The sequence below is a fragment of the Bosea sp. Tri-49 genome, from assembly GCF_003952665.1.
Taxonomy (GTDB): Bacteria; Pseudomonadota; Alphaproteobacteria; order Rhizobiales; family Beijerinckiaceae; genus Allobosea.
The window spans coordinates 1,950,018-1,970,219 of sequence record NZ_CP017946.1; the positions used below are offsets into that span (position 1 = coordinate 1,950,018).

Genomic DNA, 20,202 nt, shown 5'->3' on the forward strand with positions numbered 1-20,202 from the left:
CCTGCCGAGCGATGACTTCTGCTGACCAGCGCGACCAACTTCTCGCCCTCGCGCAACGTTGCGAGCGCACCGGCCGCCCCGACCGCAATCTCGACGCCGACATCTACGAGGCGCTCGGCTTCACCGTACGCCGCAAGCCGACCACCTTGCTCGCCCCGCGCACGCCGCCCGGCGGCATCTACCAGCAGGGCTCGCTCTGGAAGGCGATCGGCAAGATCAGCGCCGAGATCGACGTCGCGGTCAACGTCATCCGTGAGAAGGCGCCGGACTGGAACTGGAGCCTGCAATCGGTCGCGACCGAGCAGCAGACCTATGAGGCGCTGGTCGCCGGCTGCTCGGGCCAGGGCGCGCTCGCCTCGCTCGCGCTCTGCGCTGCGCTGCTCAAGGCCTTCGCCAGGGGGCGGTCCGAGCAATCCTCGGCACAGGGCGACGAGTAGAATGCCCGCGACTTCAACGGCGAAGCCGATTTGCCGGACAAACTGATTCAACCTGCCTCGATAAAGCCCTAGCGGCGGTGGCGCCTCACGGAAAGTTGACCCAAGGCAACCACACGACGGTTGAAGGCGTTGTTGCGACAGCTAGTTTGACGCTCGGGCGGAGCCGAAAGCCCAGGGCATGATGCCGGCTGGCGGGGCGCCATCCGGGGGAGGTCATGCTCTTCTCGTTGTTGGAGCCTGATCATGGCCCGTTTCGAACCCTCGCGCCGCACCGTGATGGCGGGAGCCGGCGTGCTCGCCACCGCAGCCGCGCTCGACCTGCCCGCTGGCATCGCGCCGGCCCACGCGCAAGGAGCTTCCGTGAACCAGAACCCGGGTTTCTACCGCTACAAGGTCGGCGACATCACCGTCACCGCCCTGAATGACGGCTTCGCCAAGCGCCCGCTCGAAGGCTTCGTCCGCAATGCCGAGCTCGCCGACGTCAAGAAGGCGATGGAGCAGGCCTATCTGCCGGCCGACGCGCTCTCGATCAGCTTCACCACGCTGGCGCTGCAGATCGGCGACAAGCTCGTCCTGATCGACACCGGCAACGGCGATTCCGGCGCGCCGACCTCGGGCGCCTGGATGAAGAACTTCCAGGCCGCCGGGCTCGACCCCAAGAACGTCTCGACCGTGGTCTTCAGCCATTTCCACGGCGACCACATCAACGGCTTCCGGCTCAAGGACGGCACTGCCGTGTTCCCGAACGCCGAGGTGATGGTACCGGCGGCCGAATGGGCGTTCTGGATGGACGACGCCAAGATGAACGCCGCCCCCGAGGCAATGAAAGGCGCATTCAACGGCGTGCGCCGCGTCTTCGGCCCCGTCGCCAAGGATGTGAAGCAATACGAGGCCGGCAAGGAGATCCTGCCGGGCGTGACCGCGATCGCAGCTCCGGGCCATACGCCGGGGCACACCGTCTATGCCGTCTCCTCCGGCAACGGCAAGCTGATGGTGATGTCGGACACCACCAACCACCCGGCCCTGTTCGTGCGCAATCCCGACTGGTCGGCGGTGTTCGACATGGACGGGCCGCAGGCGGCCGCCACCCGCCGCAAGCTGCTCGACATGGCCGTGGCCGACAAGATGCAGGTCGCCTTCTACCACGCCCCCTTCCCCGCTACCGGCCATATCGCCAAGGCGGGCAACGGCTTCGAGCTCGTGCCGTTGCAGTGGAGCAGCGCGATCTGAGACCCTCGCGCATCCGCTGGAGAAAGGCCGGGGCATGCGCCTCGGCCTTTCTTTTTGACCGGCCGGCTCGCGATCGGCCCCGCCGGCGTGCTAGACCGCTAGAGCCGGATGATTTCAGATGGAGCCGCAAAGCGGTTCCATCTGAAATCTGAATCCGCCTCTCATCAAAGAGTTAGAGCAGGATCACAGCGAAAAACCGGTTCCCACTTTTTCGCATCCTGCTCTAGCACCATGCCTGCCGGATACCCGCGATGACCGAGCGCTTCACCGCCATCTCCTTCGTCGCCAGCGACACCGCCGAGGCCCAGGCCGCGCGCGCCAAGCTGGTCGAACGCTATGGCGACGCCAATCCGGCTGAGGCCGAGGTCGTCGTCGCGCTCGGCGGCGACGGGCTGATGCTGCAGACGCTGCATCGCTTCATGGGCACGGCCAAGCCGATCTACGGCATGAACCGCGGCTCGGTCGGCTTCCTGATGAACGAGTTCCGCGAGCGCGGCCTGCGCCAGCGGCTCGAGGCGGCGCAGCGCAGCGTCGTCCACCCGCTGGCGATGACGGCGGTCGACTGCAACGGCAAGCGCGTCGAGGCGCGCGCGATCAACGAGGTCTCTCTGTTCCGCCGGTCCTACCAGGCCGCGAAGCTGCGGATCTCGGTCGACGGCCAGGTGCGCCTCTCCGAGCTCTTCGCCGACGGCGTGCTGGTTGCGACCCCAGCCGGCTCGACCGCCTACAACCTCTCGGCCAACGGCCCGATCCTGCCGCTCGATGCGCCGCTGCTGGCGCTCACACCGCTCTCACCCTTCCGGCCGCGGCGCTGGCGCGGAGCGCTCCTGCCCGATCATGCCAAAGTGACGATCGCCGTGCTGGAGGCGGAGAAGCGCCCGGTCAGCGCCGTCGCCGACCACACCCAGATCGACAACGTCATCTCGGTCTCGATCGCGATCGACCGCTCGCTAGACCTCGTCATGATGCACGACCCTGGCCACAGCCTGGACGAGCGCATCCTGCGCGAGCAATTCGGCTACTGAGGGCTGCGGCGCCGATGGCGCCGCCTTACTCGCAGTCCTGCCGTTTGCCGGTCGTCCTGGTCCGTTTCACCGGTCCTCGGAAAGCTCGAATTTTTTGTCGGGGACAAGCCTCGGAAAGTCGCTTGAACAAAACAGGAACATCGTTGATAGTGCCCGCATGGCCGGCTAGGGTCCGGCTCCGGTCGATCGGCCGGGTTTGTGATGAAGTGCGCAGGAAACGGAGCCTGTCATGGCTGGTAGCGTCAACAAGGTCATTCTGGTCGGCAATCTCGGGCGCGACCCCGAGGTGCGGCGCCTCGGTAGCGGCGAGCCGGTGGTCAATCTCAGGATCGCCACCTCGGAAACCTGGCGCGACAAGCAGTCGGGCGAGCGCAAGGAGCGCACCGAGTGGCACTCCGTGGTGATCTTCAACGAGAACCTCGCCAAGGTCGCCGAGCAGTATCTGAAGAAGGGCTCGAAGATTTACATCGAGGGCCAGCTGCAGACCCGCAAATGGCAGGATCAGCAGGGCGTCGAGAAGTACACCACCGAGATCGTGCTGCAGCGCTTTCGCGGCGAACTCACCATCCTCGACAGCCGCGGTCAGGGCGGCGACGAGTTCGGTGGCGGCAGCAGCGGCGGTGGCGGCTATGGCGACGAAGGCTCGTCGGGCGGCGGCAGCTCCTTCGGCCGGTCGAGCCCGGTCGGCGGCGGCTCGCGCCAGCCGGCGATGGCGAGCGGTGGCGGCAGCAGCGGCGGCTCGCGTTCGTCGAGCCATCTCGACGACGATATCCCATTCTAGGCTCGGCGCCCGATCGGATCGGGTCTCATTCCGGACAAGCCGCGAGAGCGGCGTGCGCCGGGATCCATTATCGATGGATCCCGGCGTTTCGTTTTGTCGGGCCCTACGGCACCTCACCCTCGAAGCGCACGCCGAGCGAGCCGAGCGCGCGCCAGTAATCCGGATAGGTCTTGGCGACGCAAGCGGGGTCGAGGATGGTGATGCCGCCGATCTTCAGCCCCGCCAGCGCGAAGCTCATGGCGATGCGGTGATCGGCGAAGGTGTCGATCTCGGCCGGAAGCGTCTGACCGGCCAGCGCCGGATCCGAGGCGACAAGGAGATCGTCGCCCTCCTCCACGCCGAGGCCCTCGCGGATCCGCGACAGGCCCTGCGCCAGCGCCGCGACGCGATCGCATTCCTTGACCCGCAGATTGGCGATGCCGGTGAAGCGCACCGGCGTCCGGTTGAAGGCGGCAAGCACGGCGAGCGTCGGCACCGCATCCTGCATCTGCGAGCCGTCGATCTCGGCCGGCAGGTTGGGGAAGGCGGCGATCAATTCATGCGCCTTGGCGTCGGGCTGGGTGAAGGCTCCGGCCGGCACGCCGAGATCGATCGCGCCGCCGGTCAACACCTCCGCCGCCCAGAGATAGGTCGCGGCCGAGGCGTCCGGCTCGATCAGGTAGTCGGTCGCGACATAGCCGGTCGGCGCGATCCGCCAGCCGCCGCTCTCCGGCTCGGAGACCTCGGCGCCGAAGGCACGCATCGTCGCCAAAGTCAGGTCGACATAGCCGCGCGCGCCGATCTCCTGGCCAGTCAGCACGACATCGACGGGGTTGCGCGCACAGGCGCCGGCCATCAGCAGTGCCGAGACATACTGGCTGGAGAGCCCGCCATCGACCTCGACCAGTCCGCCCTCGAAACCGCCCTGCCCCCGGATCGTGACCGGCGGGCAGCCGCTCGGCGCAGTGATCGCGACGCCCAATCGCGTGAGCGCCTCGACCAGCGGCAGAATCGGCCGCTTGCGCATATGCTCGTCGCCATCGACGACGACCATGCCGTCGACCAGCGCCGCCGCCGCGGTCAGGAAGCGGGTCGCCGTGCCGGCGTTGCCGAGGAAGAGCGGCTTGGCCGGCGCCCGCAATCGTCCGTCGCTGGTGACGACGAAGCTGGTCGCATCCGGCTCGTCGATCGTGACGCCCATGTCGCGCAGCGCCTGCGCCATATAGCGGGTGTCGTCGCTCTTCAGCGCGCCGCTGAGCCGGCTGGTGCCTTTCGCCAGCGCCGCGACCAGCAGTGCCCGGTTGGTGATCGATTTCGAGCCGGGCGGCATGACACGGCCGGTCAGCGCCGCCGTCGTCGGCAGGATGGTGAGTTTGCTCAGGGCGGATTGGGTCATGGCAGGCTCGCGGCTCGGTCGCGAGGGTCTTAGACCGTGCGGCCGGCGAGCGGAAGCCGCGTCCGCGGCCCTCAGCCCTTTGCCAGACCGAACCCTCCGACCGGCTCGGTGATCACATGGCTGTCAAAACCGGCGATGATCGGCCTGGCCTTGGCGATCGCCGCCTGCACCGCCGGCAGGGCGAGCGAGGCCTTGTGGCTCTCTTCCCTGTCCCAGACCTCGGTCACCCAGATCGCATCGGCGTCATCGGGATCGCGGGCGACGACATAGCTCAGGCAGCCGGGCATGGTGTCGCTGCTCTCGAGGATATAGCCGATCAGCGCCTCGCGCTCGCCGGGCTTGGCCCGCATCTTCCCAATCAACCCGTACATGGTAGCGCCTTCTCCGATTTCGGGCGGCACCCTGCCCAAGCGATGGACAAGGCGCAATCGATCGTCCTGACTGAATCCGTCAGCAGCACCCACTCACGCTGGTGGCCGGCGCTGCCGAAAGATCGCCTGTGCCATGCGGTCGAGCAGGATCGCCAGCGCCACGACTGCGAGGCCGCCGACGAAGCCGAGGCCCGGATCGGCGCGCTGCAGGCCGAGGAGCACGACCTCGCCCAGCCCTTTCGCGCCGATCATCGAGGCGACCACGACCATGGCGAGCGAGAGCATGATCGCCTGGTTGAGGCCCTGCAGGATGACCGGCCGCGCCAAGGGCAATTCGATGAGCCAGAGCGTCTGCCACGGCCCGAGCCCAAGCGCTCGGGCAGCGTGGGTCATGCCGATATCGATGCCGCGCAGGCCGAGCTCGGTCAGCCGCGCGAAGGGCGGCAGCGCGTAGATAAGGGTTGCGAGCAGCGCCGGCGCCCGCCCCAACCCGAGCAGCATCGCTACCGGGATCAGGTAGACGAAGTTCGGAATGGTCTGCATCAGGTCGTAGACCGGTGCGAGCGCCCGCCCCAGGCGCGGCAGGCGCGCCGCGGCAACGCCGAGCGGCAGGCCGAGAATGACGACCATCAGCACGGCGACGATGACGAGCGCGAGCGTCTGCATCGCCTCGGTCCACACGCCGAGACCAGCAAGCACCACCGGCAGGATCGCCATCGCGAGCGCAAAGCCGAAGCTACGCCGCGCAAACCACGCCGCCACAGCGACGGTCAGGGCGAAAGCCGGCATGGGCACGAGAAGCAGAACCGTCTCGACGCCACGCACGGGCGCTGTCAGCAGCCGGCTGAAACCGTCGAGATCGTTGCCATAGCCGGTGACGACGGCATTGACCGCCTGGTTGACCAGCCTTTGCAGCGCCTTGCCGAGATTCGGCAGCCAGTCCGGTGTCACAGGCCGGACGCGACCTTGTTGGCGACATCGGCCGGCAGCCACGCCTTCCAGACATCCGGCTGCGTCTTGAGGAAGACGAGCGCCTGCTGCTCGGGCGACTGGCCCTTCTCACGCGCCTCGGCGAGCATTCTCGAGGTCAGCTCGCTCGTCGTGGTGTATTTCTTGAAGAAGCTGGCGAGCTGCGGCGCCTTCTTCGCCAGCTCGACATTGGCACCGATGACGACGCGGCTGACCGGATAGGCGCTGGCGCGCTTGGGCGCATCGCTCGCCTTGAGTTCGTTCCAGATCGCCTGATCGAAGGGCGGCTCGTCGAGCTTGACCAGATCATAGGCCCCCAGCAGCCAGCTCGGCCCCCAATAATAGAACACGACCGGCCGCTTGCGCTTGAGGGCGGATTCGACGGCGGCGACGATCGCCTCGCCGGAGCCACCGCGAAGGTTGGTGAAATCCCCGGCCAGCCCATAGGCGACGAGCTTCTTGCTGTTGATGCCCTCGCAGACCCAGCCGGCAACGCAATTGTAGAAGCGCCCCTTGCCGGGCTCGTCCGGGTCGGTGAACAGCTCCTTATAGCGCTTGAGGTCCTGCACCGATTTCAGCTCGGGCGCCTTGGCGTCGGGACCGGAGACGAGATAGCGCGGCACGAACCAGCCCTCATTCGCATCCGGGAAGGTCGTGCCCAGCGGCTCGACCTTGCCGGCGGCCGCCTCCTTGACCCAGGCCTCGACCGGGTTCGCCAGCCAGATCTCCATGACGATGTCGACATCGCCGCGGCCGAGACCGGTGACCAGCGGCGCGATCACGCCCGGCACGCGCTCGACCTTGCAGCCGAACCCCTTCTCGGCGATGGCGCTGGCGACGGCAGTGTGGAAGGCGGCGGAATCATAATCGAGCCCGGCCACCCTTAGCGGCCGGTCGAGCTCGCAGGCAAAACCGGGAGCGGTGAGACCGAGGCCGAGCAGCAGCGCTGCGCCTCGCAGAACGGCTTTCATCATGACGATCCCCCGCTGGCTGTTGTGCCTGATCGTGGCACCTGACGATTTGGCCTGTCCACGAAGCGCGAAAGCGGGCGAAAGGTTCCGCCCAACAGGCGAAAACCTTAGCGCTGCTTGCAAATCATGGGCACTGCGCGAACGGGGATGACATGGACCGGGCGTATGACCGCACCTGTCAGCAGGCAGCAGGGTTCAGCCGAGCGTTCCCAGCGCCCGCAAGGCCTTCAGCGTCTCGCGCAGGCCGCGATGCAGCGGCTTGTCCTTGCGCAGGACAAGGCCGAGCGTGCGATGCACCCGCGGCGACAGGGAACGCACCACCAACCCGTCGCTCTCGCCGCGCACCGCCATGCCGGGCAGCACGGCGCAGCCGAGACCGGCGCCGACCAGCCGCTTGATCGCCTCGACGCTGCCGAGCGACATCACCGGCTTGAGTGTCACGCCGGCGCGGGCGAACCATTCGTCGGCGATGCGCCTTGTGATGCCGCCCGGCTCGAATAGCAGCACCGGCAAGCGCGCCAGCGCTTCCGGCGTCAATCGCGCCGGCAACTCCATGCCGGGCGGCGCGATCACCGCGAACTCGTCCTCCAGCAGCGGCGTCACGTCGAGGTTGCGGCCGGCGGCAGGCAGCGAGACCAGGCCGATATCGATCTGGTTGTCCTCGATCGCCTTGACGATGTCGGAGGTGTTGCCGGTGCTGACGGTGATCTCCAGGGTTGGATGGCGCTGGCGCAATTCGCGCAGCACCGGCGGCAGCAGGAAGATGCAGGCGGTCGCCCCGGTGCCGATCCGGACACGGCCCATCGCCCCGGTCGCGTGCCGCGCCATGGCTTCGCGCGCCGCCGCCACAGCAGCCGCGATACGCCCGGCATGGTCGAGCAATTCGACGCCCGCCGCCGTTGGCTGGGCCCGGCGCCCGACCCGCTCGATCAGCAGCGTGCCGAGCCGGCGCTCCAGTTCGCGGATCTGCAGGCTGACCGCCGGCTGGCTCAGGCCAAGCCGCTCGGCCGCAGCCGAGAAGCTGCCGAGCGCGATCACCTGGCGGAAGCTGTCGAGCTGGTCGAGGCGAAGATCGCGCATCTCAAAGAATTTCTTATGCTCCGTATAACTTCGAGAAGCTTCATTTATGAAAGGGCAAAGCGCAAGGTGCCTTGGCGGTTCGGAAGAATCCGGCCGCGGCGAGGCACGAGCAATGGGCAGGATCTGGTCTACGGGACGATGGCTGTTGCGAGAGGCAGCAGATTATGTCGGCACCTCCCAGCATTCGCGCTATCAGCAATTGCGGGCCCTGCGCGAGCTCGACGAGCGCCGCCTCGCCGATATCGGCGTGACGCGGCAGGAAGCGCTGAACGGGCGCGCCGACACGATTGAAGGGCGGCCCTGCTGGGCCGGAACGATTGCGATGCCGACTTCTGAGTCCGCCGGCAACACGGCACCGCCCATCCTCGTCCGCGATGCTGAGGAGGCGGACATGGGCGCGATCCAGGCGATCTACACCCACCATGTCCTGCATGGCCTCGCCAGCTTCGAGGAGACACCGCCGAGCGTCGAGGAGATGCTGGCGCGCCGGCAGGCGGTGCTGGGGCTAGGTCTGCCCTATCTCGCTGCCGAGCAGGGCGGCCGGATCGTCGGTTACAGCTATGCGACGGCCTATCGCCCCCGTCCGGCTTATCGCCACACCATCGAGGACTCGATCTATGTCGCCGACGGGTTCGGTGGTCGCAGGATCGGCTCCACCTTGCTCGGCGCCCTGATCGGCCGGTGCGAGGCCGGACCGTGGCGTCAGATGCTCGCCAATATCGGGGATAGCAGCAATGCCGGCTCGATCGGCCTGCACCGCCGCTTCGGCTTCGAGCCGATCGGCACCTTGCGCTCGACAGGCTTCAAGTTCGGCCGCTGGGTCGACACCGTGCTGATGCAGCGCAGCCTCGGGCCCGGCGACGAGACGCTGCCACAGCCATGGGCAACCGAGCCGGCCCGGTGATCTCCCGCAGCACCGTCTTCTGCCTCGGGCTGGCGCAGCTCATCTCCTGGGGCGTCTCCTATTATCTGGTCGGCGCCTTCGGCGAGCGGATCGCGGGCGAACTCGGCTGGTCGCAGGCGATCATCCATGGCGGGCTCTCGGCCGGCCTGCTGGTGATGGGGCTGACCTCGGGCGCGGTCGGCCGCCTGATCGACCGACATGGCGGCCGCACCGTGATGTGCGTGGGATCGCTGCTCACCGCCGCCGGCTGCCTCGGCCTCGCCTACGCTCACACGATTCCGACCTATTACGCCGCCTGGCTCTGCCTCGGCCTCGCGATGCGGCTCACCCTATACGACGCCGCCTTCGCGGCGCTGGCCCGGATCGGCGGCAGCGCCGCGCGCCGGCCTATCGCCCAGATCACCCTGCTCGGCGGCCTCGCCTCGACCGTGTTCTGGCCGCTTGGCCACGCACTCGCTGAGCAATTCGGCTGGCGCGGGGCGCTGATCGCCTATGCCGGCTTCGCGCTTCTCACTCTGCCCTTGCACCTGACATTGCCGGCAGGCTCGGCACGGCCTTTGCCCAGTGCGGCCGCAGCGAAGCCCGTCATCACGCTCAGCCCGGCCGATACCCGCTTCGCCGGCCTGCTCTATGCGCTGATCGTCACCTTCGCCGGTGTCCTCAATGCCGGCATGTCCGCCCATATGATCGGCATCCTCGCCGGGCTCGGCCTGCCCGCCGCGGCCGCGGTCTGGATCGGCGCGACGCGCGGCATCGGCCAGTCGCTGGCGCGGCTCGGCGAGGTGCTATTCGGCGCGCGCACCAGCCCGTTCGACCTCAACCTCGTCGCCTGCCTGGCGCTGCCGCTCTGCTTCGTGGTCGGCCTCTTCGGCGGTGCCAGCGCCATGGCAGCGCTGGCCTTTGCCTTCTTCTACGGCGCCGGCAATGGCGTGCTGACGATCACGCGCGGCACGCTGCCGCTGATGCTGTTCGATCCGAAGAGCTATGGCGCCTATGTCGGCCGGTTGCTGGCGCCGGGCTTCTTCCTCTCGGCCGCAGCCCCGCTCGGCTATGCGCTGCTGATCGAACGCTATGGCGCCTCGGCGGCGCTGATCCTGTCCGGGGCTCTGGCCCTCGCGATGCTCGTCTCCGCCATCCTGCTCCGCCGGCGTTTCCGTAGCCTGCCACGCTCCTGACAATCTCTGTCAGCACACCCCGCAAGAACAATGCGGCAACATCCGCGACTGCGTGCTACTCATGCCGGCCTCTCGCCCGGCCGCACTGGCACGAGCCGGCGATTGCCCTATCTCTACGGCTTAGCTCAATTCGGACACCACCATGGCTCGCAAGACCACGCTCGCCGAACAGGCCGCGACGCTGGAAGACATGTTCGACCGCAACCGCGCGGCCGATCCGAACGCCCGCGTCATCTCCGTGCGCGGCGCGCGCGAGCACAATCTCAAGAATATCGACCTCGCGATTCCGCGCGACAAGCTGGTGGTGTTCACCGGGCTCTCCGGCTCGGGCAAATCCTCGCTCGCCTTCGACACGATCTATGCGGAGGGCCAGCGCCGCTATGTCGAGTCGCTCTCGGCCTATGCCCGCCAGTTCCTCGAGATGATGCAGAAGCCCGATGTCGACCAGATCGACGGGCTCTCCCCCGCCATCTCGATCGAGCAGAAGACGACCTCGAAGAACCCGCGCTCGACGGTCGGCACCGTCACCGAGATCCACGACTATATGCGCCTGCTCTGGGCCCGCGCCGGCATCCCCTATTCGCCCGCGACCGGCCTGCCGATCGAGAGCCAGACCGTGCAGCAGATGGTCGACCGGCTGGTCGAGCTGCCGGAGAAGACCCGCGGCTATCTGCTCGCGCCGGTCGTCCGCGGCCGCAAGGGCGAGTTCCGCAAGGAGATGGCCGACTGGCTGAAGCGCGGCTTCCAGCGCGTCAAGGTCAATGGCGAGTTCTACGAGATCCCGGACGCGCCGACGCTCGACAAGAAGTTCAAGCACGACATCGACGTCGTGGTCGACCGCATCGTCATCCGGCCCGATCTCGGCGCCCGCCTCGCCGACTCGCTGGAGCAGGCGCTCGACCTCGCCGACGGCATCGCCGTCTTCGAATATGCCGACGAGAAGGAGGAGAACGGCGAGGCCCGCCGCGTCACCTTCTCCTCGAAGTTCGCCTGTCCGGTCTCCGGCTTCACCATCCCCGAGATCGAGCCCAGGCTGTTCTCGTTCAACAACCCGTTCGGCGCCTGCCCGGCCTGCGACGGCCTCGGCCACGAGATGCGGATCGATCCGGAGATGATCGTTCCCGATCATGGCCTCTCCCTGAAGAAGGGCGCGATCGCGCCCTGGGCCAAGTCGACCTCGCCCTATTACGGCCAGACGCTCGATGCGCTCGCCAAGCATTTCGGCTTCTCGACCACCAAGCCGTGGTCGGAGCTGCCGCAGAGCGCGCGCGACGCCATATTGTTCGGCACCGGCACCGAGGCCGTGCGCATGGCCTATAATGACGGCCTGCGCGCCTATGAGGTGAAGAAGCCCTTCGAGGGCGTGATCACCAATATGGAGCGGCGCTGGAAGGAGACCGAGAGCGACTGGGCCCGCGAGGAGATCGGCCGCTTCATGTCGGAGACGCCCTGCGCCGCCTGCAACGGCTTCCGGCTCAAGCCCGAGGCGCTGGCGGTCAAGATCGACATGCGCCATATCGGCGAGATCTCGCAGCTCTCGGTCAAGGACGCGCTCGCCTGGGTCAGCGCCCTGCCCTCGCGCCTGTCGGCGAAGCAGAACGAGATCGCCCCGCGCATCCTGAAAGAGATCCGCGACCGGCTGACCTTCCTGCTCGATGTCGGCCTCGAATACCTGACGCTGGCGCGCGGCTCGCGCACGCTGTCGGGCGGCGAGAGCCAGCGCATCCGCCTCGCCAGCCAGATCGGCTCCGGCCTCACCGGCGTGCTCTATGTGCTGGACGAGCCCTCGATCGGCCTGCACCAGCGCGACAATGAGCGCCTGCTCGGCACGCTGCGCCGCCTGCGCGACCTCGGCAACACCGTGATCGTGGTCGAGCATGACGAGGACGCGATCCTCACCGCCGACTATGTCGTCGATGTCGGCCCCGGCGCCGGCATCCATGGCGGCGAGATCGTCGCCAAGGGCACGCCGCAAGACATCCTCAGCGACCCGAACTCGCTCACGGGCAAATACCTCACCGGCGAGATGAGCGTGCCGGTGCCCATCAAGCGCCGCAAGCCGCAGAAGGGCCGGAGCCTGAAGATCGTCGGCGCCCGCGGCAACAACCTCAAGGACGTCACGGTCGACATCCCGCTCGGCCTGTTCACCTGCATCACCGGCGTCTCCGGCGGCGGCAAGTCGACGCTGATCATCGACACGCTCTACAAGGCAATCGCGCGCAAGCTCAACGGCTCGATCGAGCATCCGGCGAGCCATGACCGCATCGAGGGCATGGAGCATCTCGACAAGGTCATCGACATCGACCAGTCGCCGATCGGCCGCACGCCGCGCTCGAACCCGGCGACCTATACCGGCGCCTTCACGCCGATCCGCGAATGGTTCGCCGGCCTGCCCGAGGCCAAGGCGCGCGGCTATCAAGCAGGCAGGTTCAGCTTCAACGTCAAAGGGGGTCGCTGCGAGGCCTGCCAGGGCGACGGCGTCATCAAGATCGAGATGCACTTCCTGCCCGACGTCTACGTCACCTGCGATGTCTGCAAGGGCAAGCGCTATGACCGCGAGACGCTCGAGGTGAAATACCGCGACCACTCGATCGCCGACGTGCTCGACATGACGGTCGAGGAGGCCAAGGACCTGTTCAAGGCCGTGCCCTCGATCCGCGACAAGATGGTGACGCTCGCCCGCGTCGGCCTCGACTATGTCAAGGTCGGCCAGCAGGCGACGACGCTCTCGGGCGGCGAGGCGCAGCGCGTCAAGCTCTCCAAGGAGCTCAGCAAGCGCGCCACCGGCCGCACCCTCTACATCCTCGACGAGCCGACCACCGGCCTGCACTTCCACGACGTCGCCAAGCTGATGGAGGTGCTGCACGAGCTGGTCGAGCAGGGCAATTCCGTGGTGGTGATCGAGCACAATCTCGAAGTGATCAAGACCGCCGACTGGGTCCTCGACCTCGGCCCCGAAGGCGGCGACGGCGGTGGCATGGTGGTGGCGCAAGGCACGCCGGAGGATGTGGTACGGATCGGCAAGGGCCACACCGCGCGCTTCCTCAAGGAGGTGCTGGAGCGGCGGCCGCTGAAGGGCAAGGGGGCAAGGGAAGCGGCGGAGTGAGGCGAGGCACAATAGCTCGCACTATGCCCTCGCACCATTTTACGTTAGAAATGAACCGTCAAGCTAAGAATGCTTGCAACTTTAGCTTGAGGGTTGGCAGATCTTTTGTTTCGCATTGCCATACAGTCAGTACTTGCCAGTCGTTTGTTTGGAGTTGTTCAACAACCTGAGCATCCCGCTGAACATTCCTTTCGAATTTTTTTTGCCAGAACTCGATGCTTGTTTTTGGATTCGTTGCTTTGCGGCATCCGCTATGTCGATGCCAGAAACAACCATGCACAAAAATGGCTTTTTTCTTCGACTTGAAAACAAGATCGGGGCGACCTGGCAGATCACGGGTGTGCAGACGATAACGATAGCCCAAGCCGTGCAAAAGCCGTCGGACCACCATCTCTGGCGTCGTGTTTTTACTAGCGACACGAGACATAAGCCAGGATCGGCGATCAGGTGACAGACGGTCCAACGTGCTATTCAGCGGCTTCGATCGTTGTCTGCTTCGCCATCCGTTTCCGAACTACGGAAAGAATTGCCTCAGCTACAACAGGCGATACGCTGTTCCCTATCATCCTGAAGCTATGCCACACTGTTGGGTGGAAACGAAATCCGTCTGGGAAGCCTTGCAATCGAGCCGCCTCGCGCACCGTTATAACGCGCGGCTCTTCGGGATGCAGGGGGCGCACAGCTTGAAAGGACCCCAAGTCGGCCCCTGTACCTGCGCGAAGCGTCGGGCATTGGCCACTCCAAGCAAGGCGGGGATGCCGCCCAACTTTGTCCATACCGCCCTGTGGTACAGCGGCGAAGCGCTTTGCGACTTCCGCTTTGTGCGGGGTACGCCGATGCCCGGTCGTTACGTTATCTGCCGAGCGCAGTCGCGCAGCATAACTTGAGATTTGCTGTCGGCCGCCGCTGAAGCGCCAAACGTCAAAGCCATTGCTATCCTCGCCTCCCGACTCCGCCAATTGGAGGTCCGAGATTGCTTCGTGCACGGTCGTAGCAGGCCGGCGCGCTGCCAAAACATCGCTTTCGTCAAAGTTATCGACACTTGAAGGGTCGTAACCGAGAACGAACACACGCGGCCGGCTGGTCGCCGCCCCAAACTCAGCGGCATCAAGCCGAACCGGCCCTATAATCTTGTAGAAGCTAGGCACTTGCTCCAACGCTTGGTCAAGCATAGGTCGATTCTTCGCAAACATTAGGCCGCGGACATTCTCCATCATAAAAAAACGCGGTCGAGATTCAGCCACTACACGGAAAAAATGTCGCAATAGATCGCGTCGCGGATCTTTTGGGTCTGCCTTTCCTACTTCACTAAAACCCTGGCAGGGAGGCCCTCCGATTATCCCGTCAAGGCGTCCTCCCGCCAACCGTATCAGGTTTGGTCCCTTAAGGTTGGTTACATCGCCCAGCTCAAGCTTCCCGTCGGAAAAATTCAGGCTATGCGAACTGGTCAGGATTCGATCTGAGTCGACCGAAGCCTTGACCGAAAATCCTGCAAGCCTAGCTCCTAGGCCGAGACCCGAAGCTCCGCAAAACAGGTCTGCCACGATGGGTGAATCGATTTCGTACATAGCTAAAACTCTAACACGGTAGGCGCTTGAACTATTACGGCATCAAACGCTAAGGTTGTGGAAACACTAGGAGGAATGATGCCGGCCGGAGTTGAGCACATCGATGCCATGCCAACGAAACAGTTTTTTCGTAGACATGCTGATTCGGGACATACCTCTGGAACGGGCAGTTCTAGATTTGGTAGACAATTCTATAGATGGGGCGAAACGGCTTCGCGACCCCGAAGATAAAGATTATGATGAACTACGTATTGATATCACAGTCACTGCAGAAGAGTTTCGCATAGAAGATAATTGCGGGGGCTTCGACATTGCGACCGCCAGAGAGTACGCATTTCGCTTTGGCCGCCCTAAAGTGGCCCGCCCTACACCGTTTTCAATTGGTCAGTTTGGCGTTGGCATGAAGCGAGCTCTCTTTAAATTCGGGCGAGAGTTTGAAATACACTCAGCCACTTCAAGCGAGCGGTGGTCTGTCAAGGTCGACGTTGATCGTTGGGAGGAAGCAGAATCCCGAGATTGGACTTTTGAATTTGCTTCGATAGAAGACAGCATCGATATTCCAGCACAAGAACGCGGGACAATAATTGTCGTTCGACGTTTGCGTCCGGAAGTTTCTTCGCGTTTTGGCACTAGCTGGTTTCAAAATACCCTTGGAGATATGATAAAACTCCACCAGCGTCAGTTTATCTCTAAGGGATTGGAGATACGGCTTGGTGGGCACGCTCTTACAGCAACAAATTTAAACATGCTTACAGGTACCGTCGAGCCTTCAGTTGAAAGCTACGAGGAAGTGGTAGGCGACAAAACCGTTCAGATACGCATCGTGTCCGGTGTTGGAGTATCTTCTCCTGCAGTCGCCGGTTGGTATGTCGTCTGCAATGGAAGAGTCGTTCTTGCTGCGGATCGTACAGAGGAAACAGGGTGGGGACGTCTTTCTGAGAGTGAAGCCGATATTCCTAAGTTTCACAATCAGTTCGCGCGCTTTCGCGGCGTTGTATATTTTGACTGCCCGGCGGCAGACGCATTGCCATGGAACACGACAAAAACTGGAGTTGATGCAGATTCACCTATTTGGCAGAGAGCGCTAAGTAAGATGATTGATCACACGAGAGTTGTGGTCGACTTCCTAAATGACCTCGATGCAGAGCAAGCCGAACAGGGTCAATCCGGCCCACTTGCGCGTGCTTTAGCAGCCGCCAATGTTGTCCAGGTAGACAAAGTCGTGAATCAAAGTGCCTTTAAAGCCCCGGACAAGGAGCGTTTTTCAGGCCCTGTAATGAAACGAATTGCGTATTCGCGACCTGAAGAGCAATTGATATTTTTGATGGCAGAGCTAGGAGTTGGAACAGCAAAAGCGGTCGGAGAGCAAACCTTCGATCTTATTTATCAAGATAAGAATACTTAAATGACCCCCAGCTACCGTTCAATTGATTATTCTCTTCGACCGGGGAAGCACGCTGAAAGGCGAATGCTGTCCGATGCGTTAAGAAAATTGACGCCGTTCGGCTCTGTCGAGCACTACCGCTATGTTGGTATGGGATCACTCTGGTATTCAGATTTCGCCCACTTCCATCGTTCGCTTGGTCTCGACGATATGGTTTCTATTGAAAGGGAAGCTCAACATCGTGCCCGCTTTGAATTCAACAAGCCCTACGCGAGCATCGATCTTCGCTTCGCAAGCACGACTACCGAATTGCCTAGGCTCGACTGGCAAGTCCGTTCTATTATCTGGCTGGACTACGATGACCGACTAACTCGTTCGATATTGGCCGACAGTCGCATGGTGGCGGCTCGCGCCAACTCGGGCACCGTCTTCATAATCTCGGTACAAGTCGAAGGACCGCCAGTCTACGAGATTCAAGACGGCGAGGGCAATGAGAGCTTTCAGGAGGTTGAGAGTATCGACGACTTGCGAGAACGCTTCTTTAGGGGTTCTGTCCCAGCCACCGCTTCCAATAGCGACCTCCGTGGATGGGCGGTCGCAAAACTGGCAAGATCGATGATTTCCCTAACTATCGAGGCGGAACTCGCAGCAAGAAATGCTGGACGCCCTAGAAATCAATGGTTTCAATTTAAGCAGTTTGTCGCGTTTGAGTATGCAGATGGCGCCAAGATGACCACCTTGGGAGGCATCTTTGTCGATGCCGGCCAGAATGCTCTTTTTGAATCATGCGACCTTTCCCGCTTGTCTTACTATCGTTCGTCCAACGAGGCCGTCCGTTTAACAGTACCGGTCCTTACTCCTCGCGAGATGCGCTTTTTAGAGTCCCGTCTTCCCGTCGCCGAGGGGCAGCAGCTGCAACACGGCGTCATTCCCGCCAGAGACGCAAACGCATTCGCCTCGCTTTATAGGTACCTGCCTAGTTTCGCTGCGTTGGAAAGTTGACCGAGAAATTAGCCCTCTCGTTTTATCCCCGCTGCCAAAACCTCCCGTATGATCCCCTCGCCCATCACCCATACGGGGCGGCCGTCCGGAGGTATGCCAGAGGCTGGGTGAGGGTCGGCGCCTGCGGGCGGGGGTTACGCCCCGCTCCCGGGAGGCTTCGGGGCACCGCCCTGGGGACACTAAGATCCCTGTGCGAGGAGCTCGCTAGATGAAGCGGCTGCAGCGGCCGGCCTGATGGCCGAAGGGAGCGACGACCCGAAGAGGGGAACTGGCGCCCATTGGCATCGCGGCACGGCCAGCAGCCGGCTTCGCAGAAGCGCGGCCCGAAGACTGAAAAACGCCGAAGGCGGAGCGCCACGGGGCGTGCGGATGGGGACCATCCGCGCCGCTTCCTGGCTCAACGGAAGCGGATCTCACGACGCGCCTCGCGGCGCTCCGCCAGCCCCGTATTGTGAAGCGCCCGCAGGCAGGCCTGCGGGCGGGGTTTGGCGCGTGCGTGAAGGAAGGGGCGCGGGATCCCCTCTCCCGTGTGGGAGAGGGGTAGGGGTGAGGGCCCGCCGCTGATTATTGAGGTACCGCGGCTGCCGTTGTGCCTTCTATTGGTAGGGCAGGCCCTCATCCGGCGCTCCGCGCCACCTTCTCCCATCCGGGAGAAGGTTGGGTCGCGGCTCCGAGTGCTTTGCGGGCCAGTCATTGCGCGCCGATTTCCTCCCCTGGGCCAATTTGTCGCCCCAAGCCCGCCATGTCCCTAACTCGCCATTAACCTTGATCGTTCATTTCGTCGGACGGGTGGTGGCTTCGCGCGGGCTGTAGCTGCTGCGGTGCGGGGGTAGCAAACCATGCGGCTGATCGTCGGCGCAATCATCGTCTTCGTCTGCGTCTTCGGCAGTTACGCGGCCATGGGTGGCCACCTCTTCGTCCTTTGGCAGCCGTTCGAGTTCGTCATCATCCTCGGTGCAGCGATCGGCGCCTTCATCATCGGCAATCCCCCGCCGGTCCTCAAGGCCGTGCCTTCCATGCTCGGCACGATCCTGAAGGGCTCCAAGTACACGCAGGAATGCTATGTCGAACTGCTGGGGATGCAGTATTCACTGTACAAGCTCGTGAGGCAGAAGGGCATGCTCGCGGTCGAGGAGCACATTGAAAATCCGAGCAAATCGACGCTGTTCAATGCCTTCCCGACGTTTGCTGCGAACCATCATGCGGTCGAGTTCGTCTGCGACTACATGCGCATGTTGACGCTTGGCGCCAACAACGCCCACGAGATCGACGCTCTCATGGACGAGGAACTGGAGACGCACCACCAGGAGCAGGAGCGTCTCGTTTCGGCCATGCAGTCGATCGCCGACGGAACACCGGCGCTCGGCATCGTCGCCGCCGTGCTCGGCGTGATCAAGACGATGGGGGCGATCAAGGAGCCGCCGGAGGTGCTTGGACATCTGATCGGCGGCGCGCTCGTCGGCACCTTCTTCGGCGTCTTCGTCGCCTACGGCTTCTTCGCGCCCATGGCGGCGTCGCTCAAGAGCACCTTCGAGGCGGAAGCCAAATACTTCCTGTCGCTCAAGGCGGGTCTCCTCGCCCATGTCAGCGGCCAGCCGCCGGTGATGGCGGTCGAATTCGCCCGCAAGGCTCTGATGAGCGACGTTCGCCCGACCTTCAGCGAAGTGGAAGCGGCAACCGCCAAACTGGCCGCCTAGCTCCGGCCCAATCTCCAGCAGGGACCCGATGACCAAGCCCGCCCAGACGATCATCGTCAAGAAGGTCAAGAAGGCCGCGCATGCGCACCATGGCGGCGCCTGGAAGATCGCCTATGCGGACTTCGTGACCGCCATGATGGCGTTCTTTCTGCTGATGTGGCTGATCAGCATGACGACGCAGGAGCAGAAGGAAGGCCTGGCGGAGTATTTCGCGCCGGGGTCTTTGAGCCCCAGCACCAGTGGCTCTGGCGGCATGCTGTGGGGTACCGCCCTCGACAAATCAGGCAGCAAGCCGTCGCCGCCACGCGAGGCGGCGACGGGGACCGCCAGGCCGGAGGACAGGGCGCGCCGGACCAGCTCTGGCGCCGCCGACCGCGAGATCAACCGCTCGGTTGCCGGCCAGCAGGCCAGCCACAGCGCGATAGCCAGCCTCCGGCAGACGCTCCAGAGCATGCCCGAAATTGCCGATCTGTCGCGCAACATCGTGATCGAGCCGACCAAGGAGGGGTTGGATGTTGCCCTCATGGACGAGTCCGGCCGCTCAATGTTCCCCGAGGGCTCGGTCCAACCCTACCCGAGTACCCGTCGCGTGCTGGAGACGCTCGCGCCCACTCTGCGCCGCCTGCCCAACCGCCTGGCGATCACCGGCCACACGTCTGCCGCGCGCCCGGGCTCGGCGGCAGGCGCCGAGCCCTGGAGCCTTACCACCGGGCGCGCGCTCGCCGTCCGCGAGATCCTGTCGAATGCGGGGTTCCCCAACGACCGCTTCGCTTCCGTGGTGGGGCGCGCCGACACCGAGCCGGTCTTCCTCGACAATCCTTACATCGCGCCGAACCGACGGGTGAGGATCACTCTGCTCACTGAAGAGCCGCCATTGCCCCCGAACCACTTGCGCTGAACACATCGCCTCGGCCGCCTCACGGTCCGTTTGGGATTGAGCTCAAGGCTGACAAAACGTGAGAGGCCGAGTGCCTCTATGCAAGGCGAGCGGCGGAGGTCTCACCCGGTCGAAACGCCCTCATCCCCCTGCCGGGACCTTCTCCCCCGAAGAGAGAAGGGGGGCTAATCCCCTCCCCGCGCCCTTCCGTCGCACGGCTTTGTGAGGGTCTTGTTTACGCCTTGTTAAA

Annotated in this window: 18 protein-coding genes and 1 pseudogene; 12 read left to right on the plus strand and 7 right to left on the minus strand. The window is 64.2% G+C overall.

What is annotated here, in order from left to right:
• The first annotated feature begins 11 nt into the window (after window positions 1-11).
• The 4 genes from BLM15_RS09660 to ssb all read left to right on the plus strand — a co-directional run bounded on the left by BLM15_RS09660 (window position 12) and on the right by ssb (window position 3,473).
• Window positions 12-437, plus strand: coding sequence for a hypothetical protein (locus BLM15_RS09660; protein WP_126112546.1), 426 nt, complete (start codon window positions 12-14; stop codon window positions 435-437).
• Window positions 438-680: 243 nt separating this feature from the next.
• On the plus strand, window positions 681-1,667 hold the full coding sequence (locus BLM15_RS09665; RefSeq protein WP_126112547.1) for an MBL fold metallo-hydrolase: 987 nt from the start codon (window positions 681-683) through the stop codon (window positions 1,665-1,667).
• 251 nt (window positions 1,668-1,918) lie between these two features.
• Window positions 1,919-2,692 carry an NAD kinase gene (locus tag BLM15_RS09670; protein WP_126112548.1) on the plus strand — a complete coding sequence of 258 codons (774 nt, stop codon included), beginning with the start codon at window positions 1,919-1,921 and terminating at the stop codon, window positions 2,690-2,692.
• A gap of 229 nt (window positions 2,693-2,921) precedes the next feature.
• A complete protein-coding gene (gene ssb, locus BLM15_RS09675) occupies window positions 2,922-3,473 on the plus strand; it encodes a single-stranded DNA-binding protein (protein WP_126112549.1) in 552 nt (183 codons plus the stop codon).
• A 103-nt stretch (window positions 3,474-3,576) separates the two neighbouring features.
• Here ssb and BLM15_RS09680 read toward each other — a convergent pair whose 3' ends face one another.
• From BLM15_RS09680 to BLM15_RS09700, 5 genes are all read right to left on the minus strand, one after another.
• The gene (locus tag BLM15_RS09680; RefSeq protein WP_126112550.1) at window positions 3,577-4,848 is read right to left on the minus strand and encodes a 3-phosphoshikimate 1-carboxyvinyltransferase; all 1,272 of its coding nucleotides are present in this window, start codon (window positions 4,846-4,848) and stop codon (window positions 3,577-3,579) included.
• Window positions 4,849-4,919: 71 nt separating this feature from the next.
• Window positions 4,920-5,219 carry a putative quinol monooxygenase gene (locus BLM15_RS09685; protein WP_126112551.1) on the minus strand — a complete coding sequence of 100 codons (300 nt, stop codon included), beginning with the start codon at window positions 5,217-5,219 and terminating at the stop codon, window positions 4,920-4,922.
• Between the two features lie 93 nt (window positions 5,220-5,312).
• On the minus strand, window positions 5,313-6,170 hold the full coding sequence (locus BLM15_RS09690; protein WP_126112552.1) for an ABC transporter permease: 858 nt from the start codon (window positions 6,168-6,170) through the stop codon (window positions 5,313-5,315).
• A complete protein-coding gene (locus tag BLM15_RS09695; protein ID WP_206438621.1) occupies window positions 6,167-7,162 on the minus strand; it encodes an ABC transporter substrate-binding protein in 996 nt (331 codons plus the stop codon). The genes BLM15_RS09690 and BLM15_RS09695 overlap by 4 nt, the downstream gene beginning before the upstream one ends.
• A gap of 192 nt (window positions 7,163-7,354) precedes the next feature.
• Window positions 7,355-8,239, minus strand: a complete 885-nt coding sequence (locus tag BLM15_RS09700) for a LysR family transcriptional regulator (protein WP_126112553.1) — start codon at window positions 8,237-8,239, stop codon at window positions 7,355-7,357.
• A gap of 112 nt (window positions 8,240-8,351) precedes the next feature.
• Here BLM15_RS09700 and BLM15_RS31820 point away from each other — a divergent pair.
• From BLM15_RS31820 to uvrA, 4 genes and pseudogenes are all read left to right on the plus strand, one after another.
• Window positions 8,352-8,465: pseudogene (locus BLM15_RS31820) on the plus strand (hypothetical protein); the annotation flags it as partial.
• Between the two features lie 96 nt (window positions 8,466-8,561).
• Complete coding sequence (locus tag BLM15_RS09705; RefSeq protein ID WP_236846711.1) at window positions 8,562-9,143, plus strand: GNAT family N-acetyltransferase; 582 nt, start codon at window positions 8,562-8,564, stop codon at window positions 9,141-9,143.
• The gene (locus BLM15_RS09710; RefSeq protein ID WP_236846623.1) at window positions 9,119-10,318 is read left to right on the plus strand and encodes an MFS transporter; all 1,200 of its coding nucleotides are present in this window, start codon (window positions 9,119-9,121) and stop codon (window positions 10,316-10,318) included. Before BLM15_RS09705 ends, BLM15_RS09710 begins: the two co-directional genes overlap by 25 nt.
• Window positions 10,319-10,460: 142 nt before the next feature.
• Window positions 10,461-13,424: an excinuclease ABC subunit UvrA gene (gene uvrA / locus BLM15_RS09715; protein WP_126112555.1), complete on the plus strand. Its 2,964-nt coding sequence runs from the start codon at window positions 10,461-10,463 to the stop codon at window positions 13,422-13,424.
• Between the two features lie 58 nt (window positions 13,425-13,482).
• Here the strand turns inward: uvrA and BLM15_RS09720 are convergent, their stop codons facing one another.
• Both BLM15_RS09720 and BLM15_RS09725 read right to left on the minus strand, forming a co-directional pair.
• Window positions 13,483-13,851: a very short patch repair endonuclease gene (locus BLM15_RS09720; RefSeq protein ID WP_236846624.1), complete on the minus strand. Its 369-nt coding sequence runs from the start codon at window positions 13,849-13,851 to the stop codon at window positions 13,483-13,485.
• Between the two features lie 40 nt (window positions 13,852-13,891).
• Window positions 13,892-14,992 (minus strand): DNA cytosine methyltransferase, encoded by a 1,101-nt coding sequence (locus BLM15_RS09725; protein WP_126112557.1) that lies wholly within the window; start codon window positions 14,990-14,992, stop codon window positions 13,892-13,894.
• Window positions 14,993-15,128: 136 nt separating this feature from the next.
• Here BLM15_RS09725 and BLM15_RS09730 point away from each other — a divergent pair, with 136 nt between their 5' ends.
• The 4 genes from BLM15_RS09730 to BLM15_RS09745 all read left to right on the plus strand — a co-directional run bounded on the left by BLM15_RS09730 (window position 15,129) and on the right by BLM15_RS09745 (window position 19,973).
• Window positions 15,129-16,397 (plus strand): ATP-binding protein, encoded by a 1,269-nt coding sequence (locus BLM15_RS09730; RefSeq protein WP_164547464.1) that lies wholly within the window; start codon window positions 15,129-15,131, stop codon window positions 16,395-16,397.
• Window positions 16,398-17,378, plus strand: coding sequence for an O-methyltransferase (locus BLM15_RS09735; protein WP_126112559.1), 981 nt, complete (start codon window positions 16,398-16,400; stop codon window positions 17,376-17,378). It begins immediately after the preceding gene.
• 839 nt (window positions 17,379-18,217) lie between these two features.
• Window positions 18,218-19,075, plus strand: a complete 858-nt coding sequence (gene motA / locus BLM15_RS09740) for a flagellar motor stator protein MotA (protein ID WP_126112560.1) — start codon at window positions 18,218-18,220, stop codon at window positions 19,073-19,075.
• A gap of 28 nt (window positions 19,076-19,103) precedes the next feature.
• On the plus strand, window positions 19,104-19,973 hold the full coding sequence (locus tag BLM15_RS09745; RefSeq protein WP_126112561.1) for a flagellar motor protein MotB: 870 nt from the start codon (window positions 19,104-19,106) through the stop codon (window positions 19,971-19,973).
• Window positions 19,974-20,202: the final 229 nt, after the last annotated feature.